Here is a 25339-nt window from a genome sequence, read left to right on the forward strand (position 1 = left end):
TGCCGATTCTTATTTGGTGTGTAATTTTCCCGCTACCCTCAAGCCCAGTCCGTAGTAGACCGGCAACAGGAATAGCGCCCCCAGGGTAATAACCACAGCGATCCCGCCAAACAATACCGGCGCCTTCATCAGGGTGCTCATCAGGGAATCCTGCCAGTAGAAGAACCATTGATGATCCGCAGGAAACAACCAGAGGTGGAATTGATAGAACACCTGGGTGGGGCCGACAATGCCCAGCCACGCTAACACAGCACCAAGAGCGATGACAGCCGCAGCAAGACGCCGCCGCATGGATGGCAATCCAAGCCGACGAGCCAGCATCGCCATGGGTAACCACAGAATCAGCAGGATCCAGAACAGCACCCGACCATGATCAATAAGATTGGCCACATCTTGCAGGTGCTGGACTTCTGCAGCGTGCAATAGAGTACGTGCGGACCACCCCGGCGGTTGGTAAACAATGGTAGCCAGACCATTACCGTGGTCATGCACCGCATCCCGAATTTGCTCAAATGCCTGCCAGTGCTGTTCGGGTGGCAATAGATCAAGGCCGGATTTAAAGCGATTCTGGGGGCCGTACTGCTGAATGTGTTCGCCGATTTCGAGCTGCTCATACCAGAACGGATAGCCATAATCGGCTGTGCTGTACAAGGCCCAACTGCTCAGCACCGCAAGCAATACGGAGATGACAGCATAGCCAAACCACACTAAAGTGGCTGAATTCTGGCGCCTGATTGCCGGTTTTGTCATTTCACCCTCTCAATACTGAACAGAATAATAAAAGAGGATGTTGCGTCATGCGACCGCTCTCCCGTATTGAAACACCGAACCACCACAGGCAGCGCCCTGTTTATCGCTCATTATCGCCCGCAAAATGGTTGGGATTGGCACTGCCACTAATCCTGTTGCTGGGGGGCTGCGCCACTACCAAGCTGCCCGAGACCAACGCCCCGCGAACCACCGCCGCCCAGGAAGCCGATTACTTCCAGGTCCGAATTCATACCCAGGATGGCAAAAAGCTCGCGGCAACGGTGTATCAACCAGAACTGCAAGCCGGCCAAAGCGCGCCCCTGATTATTGCCACCCATGGCTTTGGTGGCTTCCGTGCCAAGCGCCCCATGTCCATTTATGGCAAGGCCATGTTGACAGGGGAAGCGGCTATTGCTGCCTGGAAAGCCGGATACTGGGTTGTCTTCTATGATCAGCGCGGCTGGGGGCAATCCCAGGGGCATGTCCATATGATGGATCCGGATTATGAGGTGGCAGACCTGAGCAAGGTGATTGACTGGTCACTGGCACATCTGCCGGGTATTTCCCGCCTGGATGACGGCAGCCCCGCCATCGGCATGATTGGTGAGTCATACGGTGCCGGGCTTCAGAGTCTCGCCAGCTTTACCGAACCGAGACTAAAGGCCCTTGTGCCACTGGCCGGCTGGCATGATCTGAACAGCATCGCACCCAATGGCGAGTTCCGTACAGCCTGGGGCACAGTACTACTCGGTGCAGGCGGCATTAGCAGCGGGTTTGATGTAGGTGCAATGTTCGCCTCGCCTTGGAACAGTGCCTTCGATGGCACCATTAGTTCAGAAATGTCACAGCTAATGTACGAACGCAGTCCAGCCAGTTTCTGCGACAAGGGCATGGCCCCACAGAGTGATGCCCTCTTTATTCAAGGCTTCACCGATACCCTCTTCTCCTTCCAGGAAGCAGAAAAGAATTACGATTGCTGGCGTAATGCCGGCCGTGATGCCCGCATCATCGGTCTGCAAAGTGGACACGCCATGCCTTGGCCCATTCAGAAAATGCGCGGCGGGCTGCCCTTCTTCCACACCGATGACACGGTTCACTGTGGTGACTATGAAGCCTCTACAGTCGACACCATCGTGAGCTGGTGGGACGAAAAGCTGCGCGGGCAAGAAAGCCTGGTACCGCAATACTGTGTCAACATCACCGAAGACCGCGGGCTCGCCATCGAAGAACAACTGCCTCCCGCGAACCAATTCTCTTTGCCACGTGAAAAAGTTACCGTGCCACTGGCAGGAGCATTTGAATGGCTTATGGTGCCTTTTGACACCGGATCTGACATGTTTCGGGCTATCTGGCCAGGTGCAGACTTACGGGAATTGAAGACCAATGGCGGCTTCGGGCGCCCCAAATTCATCCCTCTCTACATCGCTCGTGGTGATGATGAACTGCTGCTTGGCAAACCACGTATCGACCTTCGGGTGGCAGGTTCCAGCAGTGGAGAGAGCATGCCCATGTTTGTCGGGATTGGCGTTCAGCATGCCAACCGCCGTCGTGTTCGCGTGGCCAGTGAGCAACTCACACCACTGACTGAAAAAGGTATTCACCGACAGGAGCTGGCCGCGGTTAGCCAGCCGCTCAAACCGGGAGATCGCGTGGGAGTGGTAGTTTACGGCTTCACTGCACAGTTTCCGCTGAACTCAGCTTTCCTGGCACGTAATGCCAGTATTAAAGGCGATGTCTGGCTGCCTCTGACTCGCGAAGAAGACGTGGCGCTGAGACCTGAGCGGCCCTTCTAGACTATCCTTGCGTTAGACTCTGTGGCCCTGCCACAGAGTCTTTATCTTCATTCCGCCACTGTTACCTGAACGTCATTGCCTCGCTGTTCAGCATAGTCCTCAGCAACGAAACCGCGCATGCCGCTGTCAAAATACAGACTGACAGTAAAGCGTAATTCCCGCTGATCCGGCCAGCCCTTGAGCATATAACCCAGGTTCGGAAGTTGGCCGGTAAACTGCTCAGGCTCCAACGACAACGCCGTATCATCTTCATAAATCAGCTGCACCGGCACATTCATCAGTTCCGGGGGGACCGTCAGGCGTGTAAGAAGCGTGAAGTCCTTTCCGCTGTCAAAAAGAATCCAGTTCTGCGCCATGCTGATTGCCTGACCGGCAAAATCGCCATCATCACTAATGCCATTTACCGTAATCGGGCTATCAGCAAAGTTGTGGGTGTAGACCCGGGCTCCCAGCTGGTTATTGCCATCCACCGACACCGATACTTCAGGCTCTTTCAGGGTGGCCCGGTACAGCTCAGGAATCTTGGCGTAGGTATGTGCCTCGTAATGAGCAGCATAACGCATGGCCTGTACCTGAATGGTCATCACTGGTATCCCTGCCAGAACAACCCGGGTACGCAGATGCATCACCGAGCGAATGGGCCCCAGTTTATGCCCCACAAGCTTGGGTCGAAGGTTGTGATTATCCAGGGTCATGCGGGTGAACTTGGAAAGCACACCTGCGCTCATTCTCATCTTCAGCGTATCAATGATCGAGCCTTCACCCTGATATCCCTGATAGCTTAGATAGCGCCAGTTAAGCTCATTTTCCGGGTCCACATCGAGCTCATAGAGTGCCGTATGAGTCCTGCCAGTAGTGGTGTCATGGGCGACATAGTGGTTCTGGCTTCGGGCCGGGCTCCCTTTTACCAGATAAAAGTGGCAATCATTGGCCACTTCCAAGTCAGCCAGGACTTCGCCTTCAGCGGGTTCCAAAGCATCAGGGCGTCGTGGGCCGGCATCAGTCAACATGGCGAGCAAGCGGTCTTCACCATCCAGCACATCAGGCTTGCCCAGCCGCTCAAAACCGGCTCCTTCGAACCAGACCATCTCATGCTCACCAAGTTCGTCAAACTGGAAAGCCACAGGCACTAACCGACCGTCCTCCACACGCATAAGCGAAAGGTCCACAAGAGGGATGCCAGATGCGGCTTCGAGCCGTGACGCCGGCAGCTGCATGACCTTGCCCTGATCCAGCGGGTCAAACAGGCACTGCGCGGTTGCATGGGCCCCAAACAGCAATAAAGGCAGGGGCAAGAATCGAGTTATTATCATTATTGTTGCAAGGTGGCCCGTACCGTGGCTGTCCCTGATTTGTCCCCTGGGGTCATTTCCAAGTTGCTGATTTGCACCCCTTTCTCCTGCAGGGATTGCAGCCAGAGAATGCTCTGGCCGGCAGGCTGATCTTCCATCTGAATGCGGACAGACGCATTTCCGTCCGGAGTAAAGCCCTTGAGCGTCAAGCCGAACGCATTGGCACTACGGCTCACCTCGCTGACCCAGTTGCGGGGCAAACTCGGCGACTTGCCGTTGGAAGCACCGCGCACAGCACTCGCATTGGCCTGAATCCATTCCAGGGTCTGCATGTTTGAGACATACCGCTGCATAGCCTGGTCCCGGGCGCTAACACTGGGGGCCCACAGTATCCAATACAGTAGCACCACGATAAAGACCGCGCCCAGTATCTTCAGCACCAGCTGCTCACGAGGCTCGCGAGACTGATACCATTGAACGGCAGGGAGCAGACGCTGCTGAAGCTGTTGCTGGTAGCTGGCTAGGCTCATCCTGGCTGCTCCACTTTGATTCTGGCATTCACACCCTGTGCGCCATTGCGATAATTAGCGATGGAGGCCTTGGCACCCTGCTCTCGCAAGGCAGTCTGCAAAGCTTCCAGTTGAGCATAATCCTTGGCACCCACATCCAGAAGCAGACTGTTCTGGCGCTGGTCGTATTGCAGTCTTTTCGGCTCCACTTCGCTTTTCTTCAGCACCTCAGCTACTGGAACCAGCATGGGGAAAAAGGCACTCCCGCCCCCTCCTCCACCGCCTGAGAGGCGGGAAAGTCGACTCTGAAACTGACGCACCAGGGCTGAGGTTGCCTTTTCGCCCGGAAATAACTGCTCATACTGGCTTTTGGCACTGGCAAGGGCCTCATCTGCCGCCTGCTCATAGCGCCATGCCTGAACTCGTAGTCCGATGATGGCAAGCAGCAAAATTGATGCCGCAAGAATCATCAGCGGGCGCCATTCCGCCAAGGCCCCAGAGGCTCCGCCTTGCTTGCGGGGGGTATATACGCCAGTCAGCAGTTGTTGACCTGAATGATGTCTGAAAACGTCGAACAAGCTGCCGTCAGCTGCCAGCTCGGTCGCCCCGTTGAGGGCTTCGCCAAACAGCGGCTCGACTTCGTCACGGGCGGATTCATCCACCACCAGATAGGCATCACGTTCAGCGGCAAGCAGGCATTGCCCCTGAGGCAACCCGATGACGGCAGGCAACATCTGCGCAAGGCATTCCACATCCACTTCTACGGACTGAAGATGGCCACCGGCTTGCGTCACCCGGTCATGGAGGCTACTGATCAACGCTTGGTCCAGGGCGGTGATCAAATGCTCATCACCCTCACCTTTGCGAGAACTGAAAAACAATTGGTCCGGTGTATCGAGAAGGTGCTCTTCCAGGAGGAATGGCATCACACGATCAAGATGGCGTGCCTGTTTACGACTGAGCGTCACCCGGGTAAGACGAACCAGAGAGGCACACAGGATAACCCGCAATGGGCCACTTTCCGCGGCTGAGGCACAGGCTTCATCCAGGCTTTGTGACACGACTGGGGCTCCCTCACCGGCCTGAAACAACACCTGACCGGTGCCACTCAGGGGCAAGCCACCCATGTCATAAAGATAGATCAATGGAGCTTGTGACACTGCATCCGTTCCTTTTTCATTATTGTTGGCTCATCAAGCCTCTATTCTACATTCTGTTATTCCAGATTGTAGAAGGGATTACACGCTGGTTCGAGAGACGTCAGCAGCGGACTGACCTGTCGGCTGATAACCACCGTCTGTTCATCACTGCCACCGCCCCGGTAAAGCCGCGTTACCAGCCTGCTGAGCTGACCATCCACTTCCACGTCCACCATGACCTGGAAATACTCGCTGCTGACTCCCAGTCGAGCCCCAAGCAGGTCGCGTCGATCCTGATCAAGATCACTGAATGCCGGCATGGCTAGCAAAGCATTAATATCTGTGATCGGCGCATCCGCACGGGAGTCCAGAACCGCCTTGACGCCTGCAGGCCCGGCCACCGAGCCTACCACAGCATCCAGCACCAGTTGTGGTGCCGTATTCACATTAAGTGTGGTGCCTGTGGGCAAAGCGGTCAGCAGCCCCCAGGACATGGGATCTTCTGGTTGATCCGCTACCTGAAAGCCCAGCAAGGCTCGTAACTCGCTCTCGTGGGCGGCCGGCATGTTTGGCGTCCGTCGATCCCGATATTCTGGGTCTTCAGCCCCCTCCACTTCATCAACAATATTGTTACTGTCCAACCAGTCCGCCATCTCGTTGGCCAAACGACTGCTATTGGCCTGGTCCGACAGGATGGCCTCCAGAAGTCCGCTGAATTCAGCGACACGATCTGGCTGCCGCACAAACTGGTCTGCATCGGCCCTGATCAACCAGTTGAGGTTATAGCGGCCCTGGAGATCCTGAACACTGGCACTCAGAAATGCATCTTCGTAGGGAGTCGGCGGCAGCTGTACCGCCCATTGCTCCTCTACGCAATCATCGATCTGGGCGTTGTTCTTCACATCATCCTGCAGATCATCAATCAGGCCCTGCTGGGCCACCACTTCTGCAGCCATGGCATACTGATAGCGCTTGTCCCATTGCAGCAGATTATCTGCACGATTCAGAAAGCGGTCCTGGCGAAACAGCACCTCGGCCATCAATACCGAAATAATCGCAAACAGCATCAACACGATAATCAGGGCCATACCCTGTTGGCGACCACGATTCATGCCCACGGATTCACCACCGTCCGATAAAAACGATGGATGACATCACCGTTCTCCAGTTCAATCTCGATCTCGATACTCTTTGGCAAGCGTTGCGTCCAGACCGGCTGGGCAGCCATGCTCACATCGGGCCAGAGCTCCAGCCACTGCCAATCACCCTGTGGGGTCAAGTCCAGGTAGCGCACAGTGAACCGGGCCACCTCTTTCAACAAGATGTCTTGCTGGTATTCGGTCGCCACGGTGGTATCCAGTACCGGCCAGTAACGGCGATACAAATCGCCGTTTTCCAGTGTGTAGACCACCCGCTGCATTTCGCTGCGTTTGCGCAGTCCAAAAGGGTTCGACCAGCCCAAACGGCTGAACTCTACATAGTTATCACGCCCAACGATCGCAGGCTGAGGGTCACCATAGGGATCACGCACCGGACGGCTGACCAGCTGCTCAAAGTCCAGTGTCAGAAAAGTAATGGCGCGCTGACTTCGCTCCATCTTGTCGGCACTTTCCGTCAGCTGTTCACGTCCGTTGAGGGCGCTACTCAGAAAAGAAGCGGCCCAGACATAGATGAAAGCGAAAATAGCGATGGTGACGACCATCTCAAGCAGAGTAAAACCACGGATCGAGCGAAGCGCCGTCATGATGCGGGCTTCCCGATCAAACTCGCCAAGTGGTAGGCCAAACCTTCTTTCTCATCACCCCGAAGCAACCCTACGTTGATATCCACACGGCGCGTATCGGGATAAGGCCCCTCGCTGACAATGGTTTCAATCCACCAATCCCGCCCATTACGGGTTACTTCGGTATCGGACTGCCCCGTAGACGGCCACTGCTGATAAACCTGCATTTCAACCAGTTTGTCTGATGCCACCAGAAAGCCGAGATGGGTTTCGTTGATGTTGGAATAGGCTCGGGCGCTGGCCCCTAGCGTCTGGCCAAGCGTCACCATTACCAGCGCCAGAATCGTCACCGCAATCAACACTTCAATCAGTGTAAAGCCCTGGCTGCGAACGCCGCGTTTCACTGCTCCTCCTCGAAGGGATCGTCATCCTCTTCTTCTGGATCAGCGTCTGGATCAGTGACTTGGCCCAACGCACTGATCTGCCAGCGCTGGTATCCCTCGAGCTCGCTATTGGCCCGCTCGTCATTGGAGAGTAGCGTAAGAGTGACTGGGGTCACCTCTCCACTGGGAAAGAAAAAGACCTGGGGAAGATCTTCGTCTTCTTTCTGCTTTTTCGTTTCGGTTGTGTCCCTTGAAGTCTCGTCGCCCTCGTCATCCTGACTTAACCCCTCCGGGGTTGCCATGACGTCCTCTTTGACAAGATTTTCGGCTACGGCAGACAGGGCGATCTCATCATCCTCAAGAACATCCACCTGCCATTCCAGTGTCAGTTCTGCACCCAGACTTCGCCCTTTGAGAGACGTATTATCGATAGCAATGAATGCCTTCTCATCACGGTCGTAAACCAGAGGCGTCCAGCCATCGCTGCGCAGACGCAATGCCAGCAAGTGCCCGGAGAAAAGGCTTTCTTCGTTGAGCAATTCCAGAGTGTCGCGTAGTCGGGAGGATTCTTCTTCCAACCCGTCTTCACTTAACGTCCAGTTTCCCTGTGTCGCGATCACGGCCGTCAGCAGCCCGATCAGCATTACCACCACCATAATTTCCAGCAGTGTAAAGCCTGACTGACGAGCCGTTGCAGACATGATTACTGCACGTCACGCCAGTTGATGTCAGCGTCGTTGCCCTCACCACCTTCGGCACCATCTGCGCCCAGAGAGAGCAGATCAAACGGGCCATCCACGCCAGGGCTCAGATATATGTAATCATTGTTCCAGGGATCTTGCGGCACCTTGGGCAGATAGCCGCCGTCAGGCCACTTGCGAGCAGACGCCGGACGCTCAACCAGGCCATTCAAACCTTCCTCGGTGGTCGGGTAACTGCCGTTATTGAACTTGTAGAGATCGAGCTGCTGCACGATCTTGCCCATATTGGCCTTGGTCAGATCCACTTTCGCTGCCTCACCCTGACCAATCACGTTCGGCACGATCACCGCAGCAAGCAATCCAATGATGGCAACCACCACCATGATTTCGAGGAGGGTAAAGCCGGACACGGCCTTTTGTCGTTTTAGGGTTTTCATGTTATCCACCTAGCAGGTTATTCATTTGCATGATCGGCATCATCACCGAGAGTACGATCATGACCACCATCCCGGCCATCACCAGCAGCATGATCGGCCCCAGCAGGCCCACCATTGTATTGACCGTGCTGGTAAGCTCACGTTCCTGGTAATCGGCAGCCCGAGTCAGCATGTGATCCAGCTCGCCACTGGCCTCACCACTGGCGATCATTTGCACCAACATGGGGGGGAAATAGCCACTCGCATCCAACGCCCGACTAAGCCCGCCCCCTTCTCTTACCTTTACCGCGGCCTGTTTCACTGCCTCGCGAATCGCCAGATTGCCCACCACTTGAGCGGCGATGAACAGGGCATCCACCAAGGGCACGCCGGAGCGCCCAAGAATACCCAGCGTACTGGCCAGCCGGGCACTATCAGACGCCCGAAGCATGGTGCCCACCAGCGGCATGCTGGCGAGACGGCGATGCACGCGCATACGGAATCCCGGGTTCTGCATTGCCCTGGAGAAGCCCACCCCTCCAGCCACCACCAGCAGAACCAACAACCAACCCCAGTCACGAGTAAAGTCACTCAAGGTCATGACAATTCGGGTGAGCAGCGGCAAAACCTGATTCCGGCCCTCAAAAACCGCCACCAGTTTGGGCACAACGAAAGTCATCATCAACATGATAACCACGGAGGCGAAGACCATGATAAAGGCGGGATAGATCATCGCCTGTGCGACGGAACGCCCGGTATCGTGGCGGGTTTCAAGATAGTCCGCCAACTGCTCCAATACCTGCTCAAGGTGGCCGCTCTGCTCACCCGCTGACACAGTGGCCCGGTACATTTCAGGGAAGGCGCGCGGGAAGGATTCAAAGCTCTTGGCGAGACTGTAGCCCTCACGGACCCTAGCCCTCACGGCAAGCATAATACGCTCTATACGGTCATTTGCAGCCTGCTTGGACACCGCCGACAACGCCTGCTCGACCGGCAAACCAGACTTGAGCAAGGTGGCAAGCTGACGGGTGACCAGCGCCTGCTCTGCCCCCTTGAGCTTCCCCGATGAGGAAAACAGGTTCATCCCGGACGCTGAATCGGTGTCCCGGGTTTCGTTGACCTCGATCGGGACCCAACCCTTTTCGCGCAGTTGCTGGCGAACCTGGCGAGCGCTGTCTGCCTCAAGCGTCCCTTTACGAATTTTTCCCTTATGGTCGAGGGAGCGGTACTCAAATGCGGGCATGCGCGCTAATCCTGTCAGTCTTCGCGGGTCACGCGCAGCACTTCTTCAACGCTGGTCTGGCCGGCCAATACCTTGCGCCAACCATCCTCCCGGATGCTGCCAGTCATGGTGCGCGCATGGCGAGTCAATGCCAATTCGCCAGCCTGATCGTGGATCAACTGACGCATGGCTTCATCAATCAGCACCAGTTCATAGATGCCCGTTCGGCCACGATAACCCTGATTGTTACAGTGTTCGCAGCCATTGGGATGATACAGGGTATGTGGTTGGTCTTCCGGTAGCCCCATCATGCGAAGCTCCCCTGGAGTCGCTTCATAGGGCGTCTTGCAGTCATCGCAAAGTACCCGCACAAGGCGCTGCGCCAGCGCTCCCAGCAGAGAACTGGAAAGCAGGAACGGTTCGATGCCCATATCCTGAAGACGCGTCACCGCACCAACGGCGGTATTGGTATGCAAGGTCGAGAGCACCAAGTGACCGGTCAGGGAAGCCTGCACTGCAATTTCTGCGGTTTCCAGATCCCGGATCTCCCCCACCATGACCACATCAGGATCCTGCCGGAGGATGGCCCTGAGCCCACGGGCAAACGTCATGTCCACCTTGCTGTTCACCTGGGTCTGGCCAATCCCCTCCAACTGGTATTCGATGGGATCTTCCACTGTGAGGATGTTGCGGGAACTGTCGTTCAGCTCAGTCAGTGACGCATACAGCGTGGTCGTTTTACCCGAGCCAGTGGGACCAGTCACAAGAATAATGCCGTGGGGCTTGCTGATCAGCTCACGCATGATCTTGTCGTTCTGTTCTTCCATGCCCAGGTGTGCCAGATCAAGGCGCCCTGCCTGCTTGTCCAGCAAACGCAGCACCACACGCTCACCATTGCTGGAAGGCATCGTAGAGACACGCACATCCACGTCACGCCCGCCAATCCGCAGTGAGATTCGGCCATCCTGAGGGATCCGCTTCTCAGCGATATCCAGCCTCGCCATTACCTTGATACGGGAAACCAGCAACGGTGCCAATTCCCTTTTGGGGGCCAGGATTTCACGCAACACGCCGTCCACCCGCAGGCGAACAACCAGTTTGCGCTCAAAGGTTTCAATATGGATGTCAGAGGCATCTTCACGAATCGCCTCCTGCAGCAGGGCATTGATCAATCGGATGATGGGCGCATCATCTTCCTGCTCCAACAGATCCGAGGTTTCCGGCAGCGAATCAGCAAGGCTGGCCAGATCCAGCCCTTCCAGGTCATCTGCAGCTTCCGCAGCCGCTCCTCGCTGCTGTTCGTAGGCCAGGGCCATGGCAGCGGTAAAGCTGGCCTCATCCAGGGCCACCAACTTGGGCAAGGCACCGATTTTGCGTTGCACTTCACCCAGCGCGGAGACAGGAACGTCATCCCGGTAGCACAGCTCGCGGTTGCCATCCCGCTCACGCAGAAGCACACCAAAGCGACGGGCAAAGCCGTAAGGCAATAAATACGGGGCTAATGCCTGAATGTCGCTGTGTTCCGCATGATCCGTCATGTTCAGTACTTATCCATCAGATTTTCAATCACTTGCTTGGTCACACCGCTCAGGTTCACAAACTGGAATCCAACTTGAAACTCGCCGGGTGCATCCAGATTCTCACACCAGATGGACTTGGCATCAAAGCTGATTGTGTTAACGCCAGCAATCTGGTCCGGCAGCACCATCCCAAGGTGCAAGCGCTGCCCGGGCTCAATATCACGGCGGGAAAACAGCTTGAAGCCATCCGGGCTCAGATTCATCAGGCGGCCCACATTACCACCGGTACTGCGGTCAAACACCACCATTTCCCGAAATAGTTTCTTGCGAGGGTGTCTACGGTGATCCTTGCGGCTATCACGCACATCGTTTTCATCTTCCGCCTGGCGCACCACCACCACAACGCCGTTAAAGTTGCCATCATCATCGGTAATGGCATTGGCGCGCAGGGCCAGGGAGACCAGCCCGTTACCATCCTCGGCATAGAGGGGGTGCTCATTCTTCCAGCTCTCCCCTTTCTCGCAGGCCAGTCGCAACGGATTGTCTTTCCACTCCCAGCGCTTCTTGCCCGCATCATCGTTAAACAGCAGGCTGGATAAATCTTGACCAACCAGATTGTCACGATCCCGATTAATCAAGGCACACGCCGCTTCATTACAAAAAGTGATTTGCCCCCTGGCATCCGCACCCACCAGCGCCTCACCAAGGGCATGTAGCAAACGTTCGTTTTCGTCCTTGAGGCGCTTCATCTGGATAACGGCCTGCTGCAGCTTCCGCCGTTGCAGATCCAGTTCAAGGAACACGCTTACCTTTGCCTCAAGAATTTTTTGATCGATCGGTTTGAACAGATAGTCAACCGCACCGCATTCATAGCCACGGAATACGTACTTCTGTTCTTTGGAAATTGCAGTTACGAAAATGATAGGAATACTGCGCGTCTTTTTATTCTTGCGCATCAACTCGGCCACTTCGAACCCATCCATCTCGGGCATCTGGACATCCAGCAGCACCAGCGCGAAATCGTGCTTGAGGGCTAGATTCAACGCTTCATTGCCAGATTGGGCCATGACGAGGTTGCGGCCATCCCCTTCCAGAATTGCCTCAAGAGCAATCAGGTTTTCCTTGTGGTCATCCACAACCAAAATATTTTGCTTCATTGCATTAACTACCCTGCAACCTTTCCGCCAAATAAGGGCCTATCTTTTCAAGATCAAGCACCCTGGAAACCGCACCTGTTTTTATTGCCGCTTCGGGCATTGTTGGTGCTTCCGAACTGACTGGAGACTGCGCAATCGTAAAGCCTCCCCGCCGGTGTATATACTCTATTCCTGCCGCACCATCGTCATTGGCTCCGGTGAGGATCACTGCGGCCAAACGGTCGCCATAAACCACCCCGGCAGAGAAAAACAACTCATCTACTGATGGCCGCGAAAAGTGCACTTGCTTGCCAACTGAAAAAGCAATGGTCTCATCCTGATCAACCAGCATGTGGTAACCCGGTGGAGCTACGTAAACATGCCCCGGCAGAATGGGCTCCTTGTCTTCCGGTGCAATCACCGGCAAATCACAATAGCGCCCCAACAGCCAGGGTAGCCGATTCTCGGAACTGGCATGTTGATGCTGAACCAGCAGGATTGCCGCAGGAAAACTGGCGGGCAACGCCGCCAGAACCTGAGTGTAGGCATTCAACCCACCCCAGGATGCACCCATGACAACAGCCTTCACTGGCCCCATGTTTTCCCTCACGAATTGCTGCCTTCACCTCCATCGCGGCTTGCCTTGCCAGCTTCATAAGCCGCGCGATGAGCCTGCGCCTGCTTGAGCTTTTCCTGCAATTCGCGGCGCTGACGGTCCAGGCCGAGGAAGAAGTCCACTTTACTTTTAAGGATGAGCGGATCAAGCGGTTTGAACAGATAATCTACTGCACCTGCCTGATAGCCCTTGAATACGTATTTCTTTTCCTTGCTGATCGCTGTTACGAAAATAATCGGGATTGTCTGTGTGTCCTTGCGCTGTCGCATCAGTTCTGCGACCTCGAAGCCATCCATACCCGGCATCTGCACATCCAGCAATACCAGGGCGATGTCTTCCTTGAGCAACACCTTCAGCGCCTCCTGCCCGGAGTGAGCCTTGATCAGTGTACGCCCCTCCCCCTCCAGCACCGCCTCCAGCGATACCAGATTTGCAGGTTGATCGTCGACTAACAGCAGCTTCTGCTCAATCATCAAATTTCTCTAATCAAACGTCAGGAATGACGAATCTGTCGCTTACGGAAGATTCTCAGCGACGGGTTAATCATTTCAAAGGCCTCTTCCTGACCCGTGAATTTCAGACTTTCCTTGGTGCCAAGACACAGGTAACCACCCATATCCAGGCTGTCCACAAACAGACGGATGACGCGCTCCTGCAGGGCCCGGTCGAAATAAATAAGCACATTCCTGCACAGGATAACGTGCATTTCACCAAATACCTGATCGGTGGCCAGATCGTGGTCTGCAAACACAATATTGCGTTTCAGCCGCTGATCCATAATCACACTGTCATAGCGCGCAGTGAAATAGTCAGACAGGGAGTGTCTGCCCCCCGCACGACGATAGTTATCGCCATACTGTTTGACCGCCTCGATGGAGTAAATTCCTTTCTTCGCTGCAGCAAGGACATTCTTGTCAATGTCTGTGGCATAGATCATGGCGCGGTCATACAGACCCTCCTCCTCAAGAAGGATGGCCATGGAATAAATCTCTTCACCTGTAGAACAACCGGCGTGCCAGATCTTGATGAACGGGAAGGTCTTGAGAACAGGGATGACCTCTTCCCGAAACGCCCGGTAAAACTCCGGGTCCCGGTACATCTCAGTCACATTGACGGTGAGATCGTTAAGCAGGGTAACGAAGAACCTGCGATCACGTAGCACCTTGTCGGTCATTTCCATAATGCTGGAAAAACCTGACATGCCGAGGCGATGCATGATCCTGCGGCGTATTGAAGCCTTGCTGTAGGACCGGAAGTCATAGCCGTACATCTGGAAAATCGCCTCCAGCAACAAGCGGATCTCGATGTCTTCGACATCGATCTCATCATCATCAATCGGAAATGAGTCCGCCATTACCTTCTCCAGGGCGCTTATTTATGCAGCCAGACACGCAACAGGGATGTCAGCTTGGCCATATCAATGGGCTTTGAACAGTAGTCGTTAGCCCCTGCGTCAATACATTTGGCCCGATCATCCTTCATGGCCTTGGCCGTCAACGCCAACATCGGCAGCTTCTTGAAGCGGCTCTGTTCACGAATCAGTCCCATCGCCTCGTAGCCATCCATTTCAGGCATCATGATATCCATCAGGACAATATCCATGGCCGGGTTCTCATCCAGCGCAACCAACGCCTCTTTGCCGTTGTTGGCAATGGTAATTTCAAACCCGAGCTCTTCAAGCTGGGCAGATAGCGCATAGATGTTGCGCATATCGTCATCGACCAGCAGCAACTGCTTTCCTTCAAAGATATCGTCCCGGTGCTCAATGGAGGTTTCCTGGGGCGCGTTGCGATTGCTGGGCAATGTGGATTCCAGCCAATGCAGGAACAAGGAAGCCTCGTTCAACAGGCGCTCATGAGACCGCTCAGTCTTGAGGATAATGCGGTCAGCGTACTTGCGCAGCTTGGCCTCTTCTTCCCGGGTCAGGTCCTTGCCGGTATAGATAACCACGGGAACACTATCGTAATCATCACCGTTATTGATGATTTCAAGCAGCTCAAAGCCACTCATGTCCGGCAGTGTCAGGTCCAGAATCATGCAATCGAAGACCGTGGTTCGCAGAGCCTCCAAGGCTTCTTCACCACTGGTAGCGGCAGTGATTTCCACCCCTTTCTGGTCAAACAACTCGCGAATACTTTCGTGCTGGATCTCGCTATCTTCCACAACCAGCAAGCGCCGTACATTGGTCTCGATGGCCCCCTCAATCTTCGCGAATGCCGACAGGATATCCTCCTGGTTGACCGGCTTGGTAAGCAAATCAAGCGCGCCAAGATCCAGCGCTTTCTTGCGCTCATCACGGCCGGAGAGGAAGTGCACCGGAATATCCTTGGTGCGCGGGTCCGCTTTCAGCTTTTCCATGACTTCCCAGCCATCAATGCCGGGCAAGCCAATATCCAGGATAATGGCACTGGGTCGATAATGGCTGGCGTATTCCAGGCCTGCCTCTCCATCGTGGCAGATATGGCCTTCCAGCCCGTAATCCGCTGCAAGTTCCATGAGCACGCCCGCGAATTCTTCATCATCTTCGACGATCAGAACCGTTTTTTCGCGAACGACAAAATCATCGTCCCCAGCCTGTTCCGGCACCATGGCCGCAGTATGCGCTTCAGCATTGGAACCAATATCGGCTTCGTGGAGACCCGATTGCTCAACCACATCCAGTGAATCCGCAGAACCTTCCGGCAGGTACAGCGTGAAAGTCGACCCCTGACCTTCCCCATCACTATGGAGACCGATTTCACCACCAAGAAGACGTGCCAGTTCCCGGGAAATGGTCAGGCCCAAGCCAGTACCACCATATTTACGGCTGGTGGTGCCATCTGCCTGTTGGAAGGCCTCAAAGATCAGCTTCTGTTTCTCGGCGGGAATGCCCGCGCCGGTATCGGTAACCGACAATTTGACCGCTTTCTCGGCCGTCAGGTGGCGCGGCAAGGGATCACTGGCCTCAGGACGTTCGATAGCAAGGGTTACCGAGCCCTGTTCAGTAAACTTGAGCGCATTGGAAAGCAGGTTCTTGATGATCTGCTCAAGCCGCTGCCGGTCAGTATAAAAATGCTCTGGTACACCCTCGCCCACGTTAACGTGGAAATCGAGACCACGGTTCTCTGCCACATGAGCAAAGTGCCTGCGGAAATGATCGCCTAACTCCACTGGGGAGAGATCATCGATGACCACATCCATTTTGCCTTCCTCGATCTTGGAAATATCGAGGATGTCGTTAATCAGACTGAGCAGATCAGAGCCCGCGGAATGGATAACCTGCGCATGCTCGACCTGCTTGTCTTCCAGATTCCCGCGCTTGTTCTGACCTAGGGCATTAGAAAGAATCAGGATGGAATTGAGCGGCGTACGCAGCTCATGACTCATGGTAGACAGAAACTCTGACTTGTATTTGGAAGACATCTCAAGCTCGCGAATCTTGTCTTCCAGCTCATGATGCAGAAGCTCAAGCTCATCATTCTTCTGCGCCATCTCGGTTTTTTGCTCTGTCAGCAGTCGCGCCTGGGCTTCCAGCTCTTCATTGGTCACCCGCAGTTCTTCCTGCTGCGCCTGCAGGCTTTCTTCAGAAGCTCGCAGAGCCTGGGTTTGAGACTCAAGCTCTTCGTTAATGGCCTTTAGCTCTTCCTGCTGTTGCTGCAGGCGAGATTCAGAGGCCGACAGTTCCATGGCCTGCTCTTCCAGGTCATTGTTGACCTGAGCCATTTCTTCTTTCTGCTTCTCAAGCTCAACCGCCTGTTCACGGGTCTGCTCCAGCATTTTCGCCAGGCGCATCCGACTCAGGGCGCTACTGACGGAAATAGCGATCACATCGGAACACTGCTCAAGGAAGGCCAGGTCATCATCACTGAACTGGCGGAAAGCACCAATCTCAAGAACGCCTTTCAGCTCTTCCTCGTGAATGACCGGCATCACAATCACATTGCGAGCTTCACTGGCACCGGTGCCAGAGCTGATGCTGATATACCCCTCGGGTACTGTCTCCAGCAGGATGGTCTTGCGCTCCAGCGCACACTGCCCTACAAGCGATTCGCCCAATGCAAAATCATTACCCAGATGCTTGCGGCGCTGCATGGCATAAGAGCTACTCAGGCTCAGGCGCTGGCTCTCCGGGTTAAAGCTGTAAAAGGCTCCCACCTGTGCCTCAAGGACCGGCACCAGGAAGCTCAGCATGTTATTGCCAAGTTGCTCGTAGCTCAGTTCACCGCGCATGCGGTTGTTCAGCTCGGCCAGATGATTCTTGACCGTTTCCTGACGACGGTCTTCCTGATGCCGTCGCACCAGAGCGTCCCGCATTTTCCGGATCGCATGGAGCAACTGCCCGGTCTCATCACGGCCAGTGGAGACGATCTGGGTGTCCCATTTTCCATCAGCGATGTTATCTGCTGCTGTTACCGCCCCTTCCAAAGGCAAGGTGATGGCGCGAGTTACCCGCAGTGCGATCATCGCCAATGCAGAGAATGCTACCAGCCCAAGGAACAAGCCAATTTTCTGGGTGCCCTGATTATCCCCCCGACTCTTGTTCAGGGTTTCCCGAAACGCTTCGTATCGCTGGGTTTCAAATGCTTTCTGGTTGGTTTCATAGGTGTTCTGGAGCTCTCGAACACGAGTGATGCGCTGATAAATGTCTTCACTGGCAGAGGAATCATCTATCAGGCTGCGCGCCAGGGTATCGGCGGCGTAAATATAGTTGGCAAAGCTTTTCTTCAATTCGCCAACACTTTCGGAAAGCTCAGGATCCGTCTGCCGAATCTGATCGAGCCTTTGCTCAAATTTTTCTGAGCGATCCAGCGCTTCCTGCAACAGGTCCGGGTCTGCCTGGGTAATGGCGGCAATGAACGATTCGCCAATGGCGATGAAGTCCACGTTATTCGCGTTCACCAACTCAAGAACAGGAAAGTCCTGATCTTCAATCCGTTCCAGATGGTGAATGTTCGTTTCGGCGATGTAGTAGCTATAGGCCGCGTAGACCACAAAAAGCACAATGCCAAGACCTGCCACTGACAGAATCTTCAACCTGACAGACAGGTTCTGAAACCAGTTCATTCTGTTGCCCCTCGAGCCTTCCCGGCCTTGTTGTTCTGATGCCCGGAGAAACGGGCTAAGACTAAAGTGTGAGGCTACCAGAAAGGCAGGCAGAACGGCAATAAACAGCCTTAACAGGATTTACCATCCTATTGATTTGGCTGGATTTTGATAACCAGAAAACAGATAAAGGGAGGAATTAATGGTGCCCGGGGCGGGACTTGAACCCGCACGACCAAAGGTCAACGGATTTTAAGTCCGTTGCGTCTACCAATTTCGCCACCCGGGCGGTGACCGTGCGGGTCGGTAATTGGAGGCGCGGGTCGGAATCGAACCGGCGTACACGGAGTTGCAGTCCGCTGCATAACCACTCTGCCACCGCGCCTTTTACTGGTACCAAGAAAAAACCTCGGCCAGACCGAGGTTTTTTGGAATCTGGAGCGGGAAACGAGATTCGAACTCGCGTCCCCGACCTTGGCAAGGTCGTGCTCTACCAACTGAGCTATTCCCGCTTTTTTGCCGAAACACCCGATTACTGTGCTCCGTTGCGGGAAAGAATTCTACCCATCACCCTCCGGGTGTCAACCCGCAGCAGGGTATTTTTTCTGATATTTCAGGACTTTGACTGACTTTTGAGCAATTGCGGGGCCGCTGCTCGCAGATAGGACATCATTGACCACAACGTCAGCCCTGTCGCCAGGTACAGCAGGCCATAACTGAGCCACAACCACTGGGTCATGACGATATCGCCTGCCATATCAAAATCCGGCTTTTGCGCCAGCAACAAGGTAATCGCCGTCATCTGGGTGGTGGTCTTGATCTTGCCAAGCTGGCTGACCGCCACCTTCGCACGCTGCCCCAGCTCTGCCATCCACTCGCGCAGTGCCGAGACCGTGATTTCTCTGGAAACAATCACCATGGCGGGCACCGCCAACCAGGCTGTGGCGTGCACCTGAACCAGCATCACCAGTGCCACACCGACGATCAACTTGTCAGCAACCGGATCCAGAAATGCCCCGAACGGACTGGTCTGATTGAGCTTGCGTGCCAGATAGCCATCCAGCCAGTCGGTGATGCCAGCAGCCAGGAACAGCGCCGCAGCACAAACACCGCTCCACTTGAATGGCAGATAGAAGACCAGCACCAGTACAGGAATTGCCACCACTCGTATCAGAGTCAGGATATTGGGCAAATTCAGTACCGGGTGATTCTTCTGCATAACACTACCGCTCGTTAGTTAAGCGGACAGTATAGCGAAAACCGGACCGGGACTCATGGTCGATTTTGCTCTTGTTTGTCATGTCATGCCGCTCGAGATGTAAAAATGTCTGTCTCACAGCCGCTCACGGCACACCTTAATTGTGGAACCAGTCGTAAACGGTCTCGGCCATCTGCGCATTAATGCCCGGCACTCTCGCCAGCTCTTCCAGGGAGGCGTTGCGCAGCTGCTTCAGACCACCAAAGTGCGTCAGTAGCGCCTTGCGCCTCTTCGGCCCGATACCGGGAATTTCGTCCAGCGATGAGGTTTTGCGAGCCTTTCCTCTTCTTGCCCTGTGCCCGGTCAGCGCAAAGCGATGCGCTTCATCACGTACCTGCTGTAAAAGGTGCAATGCCGAATGGGCAGGCCCCGGTGTCAGCTCCCGGCCATCCGGCAGATACAACACTTCAAACCCCGGGCGGCGACTTGGCCCCTTGCCAATCCCCATGACTTCCATACGCCCCTGCAGACCAAGCTCACCCATCACATCCCAGCCTCGTTGCAGTTGCCCCTTGCCACCATCAATCAACAACAGATCTGGCAACCGGCTACCCTCATTCAGGACCCGCTGATAACGACGGCGAATGGCTTCCTCCAGCGCGGCGTAGTCATCCCCTGCCTGTGGAGGACTAACGTTGAAATGGCGATAATCCGGCTTTCTTGCCCCCTGCTGATCAAACACCACGCAGGAGGCTACCGCTTTTTCACCCTGGGTATGGCTGATATCAAAACACTCGATCCAGCGCACTGGTTTGTCTGAGCCAAGCAAAGCTTCCAGGGCAAGAAAACGCTGCTCAAGATGCTCCCGTGCCGCCAGCTCTGTGGCCAGCGATTGAGAGGCATTGGTTCTCGCCATGTTTAACCAGGCCGCCCTGTCGCCCCGCACCCGGGTAGCCAGCCTGACTTTTTTATTCCACTGCGTCGCTAACGCCTGCTGCAGGGTTGCCATGCCAGCTACTTCGTGACTCAACAAAATCTCTGGCGGATTCACCGGGTCTTCCCGGTCCCCCAGATAGTACTGTCCAGCAAAGGCCTCAAGGATTTCAGCAAGATCTTCTTCACCCCGTGTTTGCGGACTGAACGTACGGTGACCCAGAATTCGCCCCCCGCGAATCATTAGTACATCCACCACGGCCAGGCCATGGCGACCTTCAACCGCAACCACATCCAGATCCCCCTGCCCGGTTTCTGCGTATTGCTTCTGCTGGACCGCCTGGATCGCAGCCAGCTTGTCCCTGAGCAGGGCGGCCTCTTCGAAAGCGAGAGACTCTGCCGCCTGCTCCATCTTCTGGCTTAAGTGCTCAACCACATCACGGCTACGGCCATCGAGAAAGTCGGTTGCCAGCCGGACCTGCTGGGCGTAGTCCTGCTCGGAAACCAGCCCAACACAAGGCGCCGTACAGCGCTGAATCTGATGTTGCAGGCAGGGGCGCGTACGGTTACGAAAATAGCTGTCACTGCAGTTACGAACCTGGAACACCTTTTCCACCAGTGAAATCGCTTCACGCACTGCCCCGCCACTAGGGTAAGGGCCGAAGTAGTGGCTGCCTTTGCGTCGGGTGCCACGATGAAAGGTGATGCGGGGGTAACGATCCGACGTTGTGAGCCGAATATAGGGGTAACTTTTGTCATCCCTGAGCAGGATGTTATAGGGGGGGCGCAGGCTCTTGATCAAAGATTGCTCAAGCAGCAAGGCTTCCGCTTCGCTGCTTGTCACCGTGGTCTGCACATCAGCAATCCGTGCCACCAGGGCACGGGTTTTCACACTGGCGACATTTTTCTGGAAATAGCTGCTCAGCCGAGCCTGAAGATTACGCGCCTTGCCGACATAAAGGACATCGCCGTCCGCGTTCAGCATGCGATAGACACCCGGTTTACGGGCGCAGTGGTCAAGAAAATGTTTGGGGTCGAAATCTGGCAAGGAAATGTCTCCGGCGTTACCTGACAAGTATATCAGTGCACGCGGCGACATTCCCTTGAGGGGAGGAAATACTTTAGCCAGGCAAAGGCTGATCCACAGCGTCAAGCATGCCATGCCTGACAGCCAGCAATGCCATTTCTACATCGCTGGAAACGCCCAGCTTGTCGAATATACGGTAGCGATAGGTGTTGACGGTTTTCGGAGAGAGACAAAGCTTGTCAGCCACATCCTGCACCTTGTGGCAGTTGACGATCATCATCATGATCTGCAGTTCACGCTCAGACAGCATATCGAGGAGGTTTGCCTCTTCGCCCACATAAGGTTTGAGGGCCATGGCCTGAGCGATTTCAGGGCTGATATAACGCTGCCCGGTGGTCACAATCTTGATGGCACGAACCATTTCCTCAAGATCCGCCCCCTTGGTCATATAGCCTGCGGCACCGGCTTTCATCAGGCGCGAAGGAAAAGGCTCTTCTTCACACATGGTCACCGCGATAACCCTTAGAGCATCGTCCACTCTCAGCAGCTTGCGGGTCGCTTCCAGGCCACCTATGCCCGGCATCTTGATGTCCATGAGAACCACATCCGGTGAGTGCTCGCGGGTTTGCTGGATAGCCTCTTCCCCTGAGCAAGCCTCCCCTACCACCTTGATGCCTTCAACTTCACCCAGCATTCGCGCAATGCCGGTTCTGACCAGATCATGGTCATCCACTACCAATACTTTGATCATTCTTTTACCTCCGGGTAGTTCCATTACCCGCCGTACATAACAAACCGGCAACCATACGCACTACCCTTGTTGTTTCATAGCACATTTTCGGCAAACGTTGATCGCTGTCACCCATACACAAACTGTATATTAGCCTTTGGTCGCGTTGACCAGCGAGTCAGTCGTGAGAGACTGGTTCTTTAGAGCAAAGCCAATCAGGAACATGAGCCAAGGGCAACTTCCATGAGCGCAATTATTTTGCTCCTGCTGGGGCTGGGCGGAATGGCCGCCGGTTATTTATTCTACTCCCGGTTCATCGCCAATCGCATCTTCAAACTGGACCCGAATTTCAGAACCCCGGCCCACGAATATGAAGATGGTGTCGATTTCGTCCCGACCAATCGCTATGTGTTGTGGGGGCACCATTTCACCTCCGTGGCTGGCGCAGCGCCCATTGTTGGCCCAGCCATTGCCGTCATTTGGGGCTGGCTTCCTGCCTTTATCTGGGTAGTACTGGGCACTATCTTCTTTGCTGGCGTTCACGACAGCGGCGCGCTCTGGGCCAGTGTCCGCAACCGGGCCAAATCCGTTGGTGCCTTGACCGGTGAAGTGGTTGGTGCCCGCGCCCGCACCATCTTCATGATCGTCATCTTCCTTGTGCTGCTCATGGTCAACGCAGTGTTTGGTGTAGTCATCGCCAAACTGCTGATCAACAACCCCGGTGCAGTAGTGCCGGTTTGGGGAGCCATTGCAGTCGCCCTGATAATCGGACAATTGATTTACCGACGCCTGATCGGCCTGGGTGTCGTTTCGGTGGTCGGTGTCGTTGCCCTCTATGCACTGATCTATGTTGGCCCTCAGGTGCCCGTAGCGCTGCCTTCTGAGGTTATGGGGTTATCGGCCAATGCCAGTTGGATTCTGCTGCTTTTCGCTTACGCAGCCATTGCCTCCCTGCTGCCTGTATGGATGCTGCTGCAACCCCGCGATTACATAAATGGTCTGCAGTTGTTTGTCGGCCTGATTCTGCTCTACGGCGCGGTCTTGATTGGCAACCCCACCGTAGTCGCCCCCATGATTAACGTTGACGTCCCGGCGGGGACGCCTTCTCTCATTCCTCTGCTGTTCGTGACTATTGCCTGCGGTGCCATCTCTGGCTTCCATGGCCTGGTCGCCTCAGGCACCAGTTCCAAGCAACTGGACAAGGAAACCGATGCCCGCTTCGTCGGCTACTTTGGCGCAGTCGGCGAAGGGTCTTTGGCCCTCGCGGCGATTATTGCTGCTACAGCGGGTTTCGCCACGCTGGCGGACTGGCAGGCTGTTTACACTGCCTTTGGCAAGGGCAGCCTCACCGCCTTCGTCGATGGGGGAGCCAGTATTCTTGCCGGTGGCCTGGGGCTCGATATCAGCGTCGCCGCGACGCTGCTAACCGTGATGGCGGCGCTGTTTGCCGGCACCACTATGGATACAGGGCTTCGACTGCAGCGTTATATATTCCAGGAATGGGGGGAAATCTATCAGCAAAAATGGATGACTCGCCCCCTTCCCGCCACCCTGCTCTCCGTGGTCAGCTGTCTGCTGCTGGCCTTTGGCGCGGGCGGAGCTGACGGCAGCGGAGGCTTGCTAATCTGGCCGTTATTCGGCACCACTAACCAACTGCTGGCAGGCCTCACCCTGCTGGTGATCACCATTATGCTGGTCCGTCGCGGTCGACCCGCCATTTACACCCTTGGCCCACTGGTCTTCTTGCTGGCCATGACACTGATCGCACTTTTGCTGCAGCTCAAGAATTTCTATGACAAGCAGGACTGGTTCCTGCTGGGGCTGGATCTGGTGGTACTGGTCGCCGCCTTACTGGTCACTCTGGAATGCGCTGCCGCCCTCAAGCGCGCCTTCGCCGAACCCGTGGAGCAATCCTGATGGGCAACCGGATCATGGGCGCGCTGCGGCGGCTCAACGAGCTGGGCAACCAGTACTACAACGCACCCTACCGCGCAGCCATTGCCCGCGCCAAACGGGACGAGGAAGACCTGTTCATGTTGCTGGTATTTTCGGAAATGATGGGCATTCCCAACCCGGCTGCATGGAGCACTCTGGAGCTGCAACCTTTGCTAATGGATCGCTTCCACGAATGGCATACCCGCATGGGCATGGAGCGTTCGCCACTGGACCACTTTCGTTGCTGCTGATGACCGACACGACACTGAACATCGATGATCTGATTCAGCACCGCAGGCTATTGATGGTGGGAGGCAAAGGGGGCGTAGGGAAAACCACCACCGCAGCCGCTGTTGCCTGTCGCGCTGCCGATGCCGGACGCAAGGTGCTGCTGGTCTCCACCGACCCGGCACACAGCCTTGGTGATGCCTTTGCCCAGCCGATTGGCAACGCTATCACCTGCATGACAGAGAATTTGTATGCGCTGGAGCTGGATCCGGATGAGGAAGTTGAGCGCTATCTGGACAAGGTAAGCGCACAGATGCGCCGCTTTGCCAGGCCAGACCAATTCAGGGAACTTGAGAAACAGCTGCGACTCAGTCGTCAGTCCCCCGGAGCCCAGGAAGCTGCCCTGCTTGAGCGATTGTCACAGATCATCGATGACAGCAGTCAGGATTACGACCTGGTGGTTTTCGATACCGCGCCTACCGGCCATACACTGCGCCTTCTCAGTCTCCCGGAAGTCATGGCCGCCTGGACCAACGGATTACTCAGACACAATCACAAGGCCAAGCAGCTTGGCAAGGTGCTGGACCACCTCAGCCCCGGCAAGGATCTGGACAGCCCACTACAGGATCCCAACCAGCACGCCAATCAGAACCTGGACCCACGCAGCCAGCAGATTGCCGACACCCTGCTGGCCCGACAGCGCCTGTTTCACCGCGCCCGCCGACAACTCTCTGACCCACATACTACCGGCTTCATCTTCGTGATGACCCCGGAAAAACTCCCCATCCTGGAAACTCGCCGCGCAGTGGACAGCTTGCAGGAATCCGGCATTCCCGTTGCAGGCATCGTCATCAACCGGGTTCTGCCAGATAACGTCGAAGGCGCCTTCTTTGCAGCCAGACTTGCTACCCAGCAACGCCATCTGGACGACATTAGCCAACAATTCAGCAAACTCGCGACCCTGCAAATCACTCTTCAAGAAGATGACGTTCAGGGCCTTAACGCGATCCGAAAGTTTTCCGGGATGCTGAGCCAGGACATGTGAGCGCGCGCATTGCTTACGGGA

At 55.4% G+C, this 25339-nt stretch carries 23 protein-coding genes and 3 tRNA genes; 4 read left to right on the forward strand and 22 right to left on the reverse strand.

Features of this window, described 5'->3' with window-relative positions; all coding sequences use genetic code 11:
• Positions 1-9 precede the first annotated feature (9 nt).
• Entirely contained in the window at positions 10-750 is a 741-nt protein-coding gene (locus Y5S_RS05430; RefSeq protein WP_035231069.1) for a lipoprotein intramolecular transacylase Lit, read from the reverse strand.
• Between the two features lie 47 nt (positions 751-797).
• Between Y5S_RS05430 and Y5S_RS05435 the strand changes: the two genes are divergently transcribed.
• Positions 798-2543 carry an alpha/beta hydrolase gene (locus Y5S_RS05435; RefSeq protein WP_156107590.1) on the forward strand — a complete coding sequence of 582 codons (1746 nt, stop codon included), beginning with the start codon at positions 798-800 and terminating at the stop codon, positions 2541-2543.
• A gap of 47 nt (positions 2544-2590) precedes the next feature.
• Here the strand turns inward: Y5S_RS05435 and Y5S_RS05440 are convergent, their stop codons facing one another.
• The 21 genes from Y5S_RS05440 to uvrY all read right to left on the reverse strand — a co-directional run bounded on the left by Y5S_RS05440 (position 2591) and on the right by uvrY (position 22131).
• On the reverse strand, positions 2591-3856 hold the full coding sequence (locus Y5S_RS05440; protein ID WP_156107592.1) for a hypothetical protein: 1266 nt from the start codon (positions 3854-3856) through the stop codon (positions 2591-2593).
• Positions 3856-4365, reverse strand: a complete 510-nt coding sequence (gene gspM / locus Y5S_RS05445) for a type II secretion system protein GspM (protein ID WP_035231072.1) — start codon at positions 4363-4365, stop codon at positions 3856-3858. Before gspM ends, Y5S_RS05440 begins: the two co-directional genes overlap by 1 nt.
• On the reverse strand, positions 4362-5504 hold the full coding sequence (gene gspL / locus Y5S_RS05450) for a type II secretion system protein GspL (RefSeq protein ID WP_035231074.1): 1143 nt from the start codon (positions 5502-5504) through the stop codon (positions 4362-4364). Before gspL ends, gspM begins: the two co-directional genes overlap by 4 nt.
• A 56-nt stretch (positions 5505-5560) precedes the next feature.
• Complete coding sequence (gene gspK, locus Y5S_RS05455) at positions 5561-6595, reverse strand: type II secretion system minor pseudopilin GspK (RefSeq protein ID WP_197055107.1); 1035 nt, start codon at positions 6593-6595, stop codon at positions 5561-5563.
• Complete coding sequence (gspJ, locus tag Y5S_RS05460) at positions 6592-7227, reverse strand: type II secretion system minor pseudopilin GspJ (protein WP_035231076.1); 636 nt, start codon at positions 7225-7227, stop codon at positions 6592-6594. Before gspJ ends, gspK begins: the two co-directional genes overlap by 4 nt.
• Entirely contained in the window at positions 7224-7610 is a 387-nt protein-coding gene (gene gspI, locus Y5S_RS05465; protein ID WP_035231078.1) for a type II secretion system minor pseudopilin GspI, read from the reverse strand. Before gspI ends, gspJ begins: the two co-directional genes overlap by 4 nt.
• The gene (locus Y5S_RS05470; protein WP_052041417.1) at positions 7607-8290 is read right to left on the reverse strand and encodes a prepilin-type N-terminal cleavage/methylation domain-containing protein; all 684 of its coding nucleotides are present in this window, start codon (positions 8288-8290) and stop codon (positions 7607-7609) included. Before Y5S_RS05470 ends, gspI begins: the two co-directional genes overlap by 4 nt.
• A 2-nt stretch (positions 8291-8292) precedes the next feature.
• Positions 8293-8727 carry a type II secretion system major pseudopilin GspG gene (gene gspG / locus Y5S_RS05475; protein ID WP_035231080.1) on the reverse strand — a complete coding sequence of 145 codons (435 nt, stop codon included), beginning with the start codon at positions 8725-8727 and terminating at the stop codon, positions 8293-8295.
• A 1-nt stretch (position 8728) separates the two neighbouring features.
• Positions 8729-9949 carry a type II secretion system inner membrane protein GspF gene (gspF, locus tag Y5S_RS05480; RefSeq protein WP_035231082.1) on the reverse strand — a complete coding sequence of 407 codons (1221 nt, stop codon included), beginning with the start codon at positions 9947-9949 and terminating at the stop codon, positions 8729-8731.
• 14 nt (positions 9950-9963) lie between these two features.
• Entirely contained in the window at positions 9964-11466 is a 1503-nt protein-coding gene (gene gspE, locus Y5S_RS05485; protein WP_052041418.1) for a type II secretion system ATPase GspE, read from the reverse strand.
• A gap of 2 nt (positions 11467-11468) precedes the next feature.
• Positions 11469-12605 (reverse strand): response regulator, encoded by a 1137-nt coding sequence (locus Y5S_RS05490; RefSeq protein ID WP_035231084.1) that lies wholly within the window; start codon positions 12603-12605, stop codon positions 11469-11471.
• Positions 12606-12609: 4 nt separating this feature from the next.
• On the reverse strand, positions 12610-13158 hold the full coding sequence (locus Y5S_RS05495) for a chemotaxis protein CheB (protein WP_052041434.1): 549 nt from the start codon (positions 13156-13158) through the stop codon (positions 12610-12612).
• 32 nt (positions 13159-13190) lie between these two features.
• A complete protein-coding gene (locus tag Y5S_RS05500) occupies positions 13191-13673 on the reverse strand; it encodes a response regulator (RefSeq protein WP_035231088.1) in 483 nt (160 codons plus the stop codon).
• Positions 13674-13693: 20 nt separating this feature from the next.
• Positions 13694-14554: a CheR family methyltransferase gene (locus Y5S_RS05505; RefSeq protein WP_035231089.1), complete on the reverse strand. Its 861-nt coding sequence runs from the start codon at positions 14552-14554 to the stop codon at positions 13694-13696.
• Between the two features lie 17 nt (positions 14555-14571).
• Positions 14572-18243: a response regulator gene (locus tag Y5S_RS05510; protein ID WP_035231091.1), complete on the reverse strand. Its 3672-nt coding sequence runs from the start codon at positions 18241-18243 to the stop codon at positions 14572-14574.
• Positions 18244-18425: 182 nt separating this feature from the next.
• A tRNA-Leu gene (locus Y5S_RS05515) sits at positions 18426-18511 on the reverse strand.
• 22 nt (positions 18512-18533) lie between these two features.
• Positions 18534-18607 (reverse strand) — tRNA-Cys (locus Y5S_RS05520).
• Between the two features lie 51 nt (positions 18608-18658).
• A tRNA-Gly gene (locus tag Y5S_RS05525) sits at positions 18659-18734 on the reverse strand.
• 101 nt (positions 18735-18835) lie between these two features.
• Positions 18836-19441 (reverse strand): CDP-diacylglycerol--glycerol-3-phosphate 3-phosphatidyltransferase, encoded by a 606-nt coding sequence (gene pgsA, locus Y5S_RS05530; protein WP_081939680.1) that lies wholly within the window; start codon positions 19439-19441, stop codon positions 18836-18838.
• A gap of 136 nt (positions 19442-19577) precedes the next feature.
• Entirely contained in the window at positions 19578-21401 is a 1824-nt protein-coding gene (gene uvrC / locus Y5S_RS05535; RefSeq protein WP_156107594.1) for an excinuclease ABC subunit UvrC, read from the reverse strand.
• A 73-nt stretch (positions 21402-21474) separates the two neighbouring features.
• Entirely contained in the window at positions 21475-22131 is a 657-nt protein-coding gene (gene uvrY / locus Y5S_RS05540; protein WP_035231092.1) for a UvrY/SirA/GacA family response regulator transcription factor, read from the reverse strand.
• A 222-nt stretch (positions 22132-22353) separates the two neighbouring features.
• On the opposite strand from uvrY, the gene Y5S_RS05545 reads away from it, so the two are divergent.
• The 3 genes from Y5S_RS05545 to Y5S_RS05555 are packed head-to-tail and all read left to right on the forward strand — an operon-like array spanning position 22354 to position 25318.
• Complete coding sequence (locus Y5S_RS05545; RefSeq protein WP_035231094.1) at positions 22354-24027, forward strand: carbon starvation CstA family protein; 1674 nt, start codon at positions 22354-22356, stop codon at positions 24025-24027.
• On the forward strand, positions 24027-24296 hold the full coding sequence (locus Y5S_RS05550) for a cory-CC-star protein (protein WP_035231097.1): 270 nt from the start codon (positions 24027-24029) through the stop codon (positions 24294-24296). Before Y5S_RS05545 ends, Y5S_RS05550 begins: the two co-directional genes overlap by 1 nt.
• Positions 24296-25318, forward strand: a complete 1023-nt coding sequence (locus Y5S_RS05555; RefSeq protein ID WP_035231100.1) for an ArsA family ATPase — start codon at positions 24296-24298, stop codon at positions 25316-25318. The genes Y5S_RS05550 and Y5S_RS05555 overlap by 1 nt, the downstream gene beginning before the upstream one ends.
• The last annotated feature ends 21 nt before the right edge of the window (positions 25319-25339 follow it).

Source organism: Alcanivorax nanhaiticus (assembly GCF_000756665.1).
GTDB lineage: Bacteria > Pseudomonadota > Gammaproteobacteria > Pseudomonadales > Alcanivoracaceae > Alcanivorax > Alcanivorax nanhaiticus.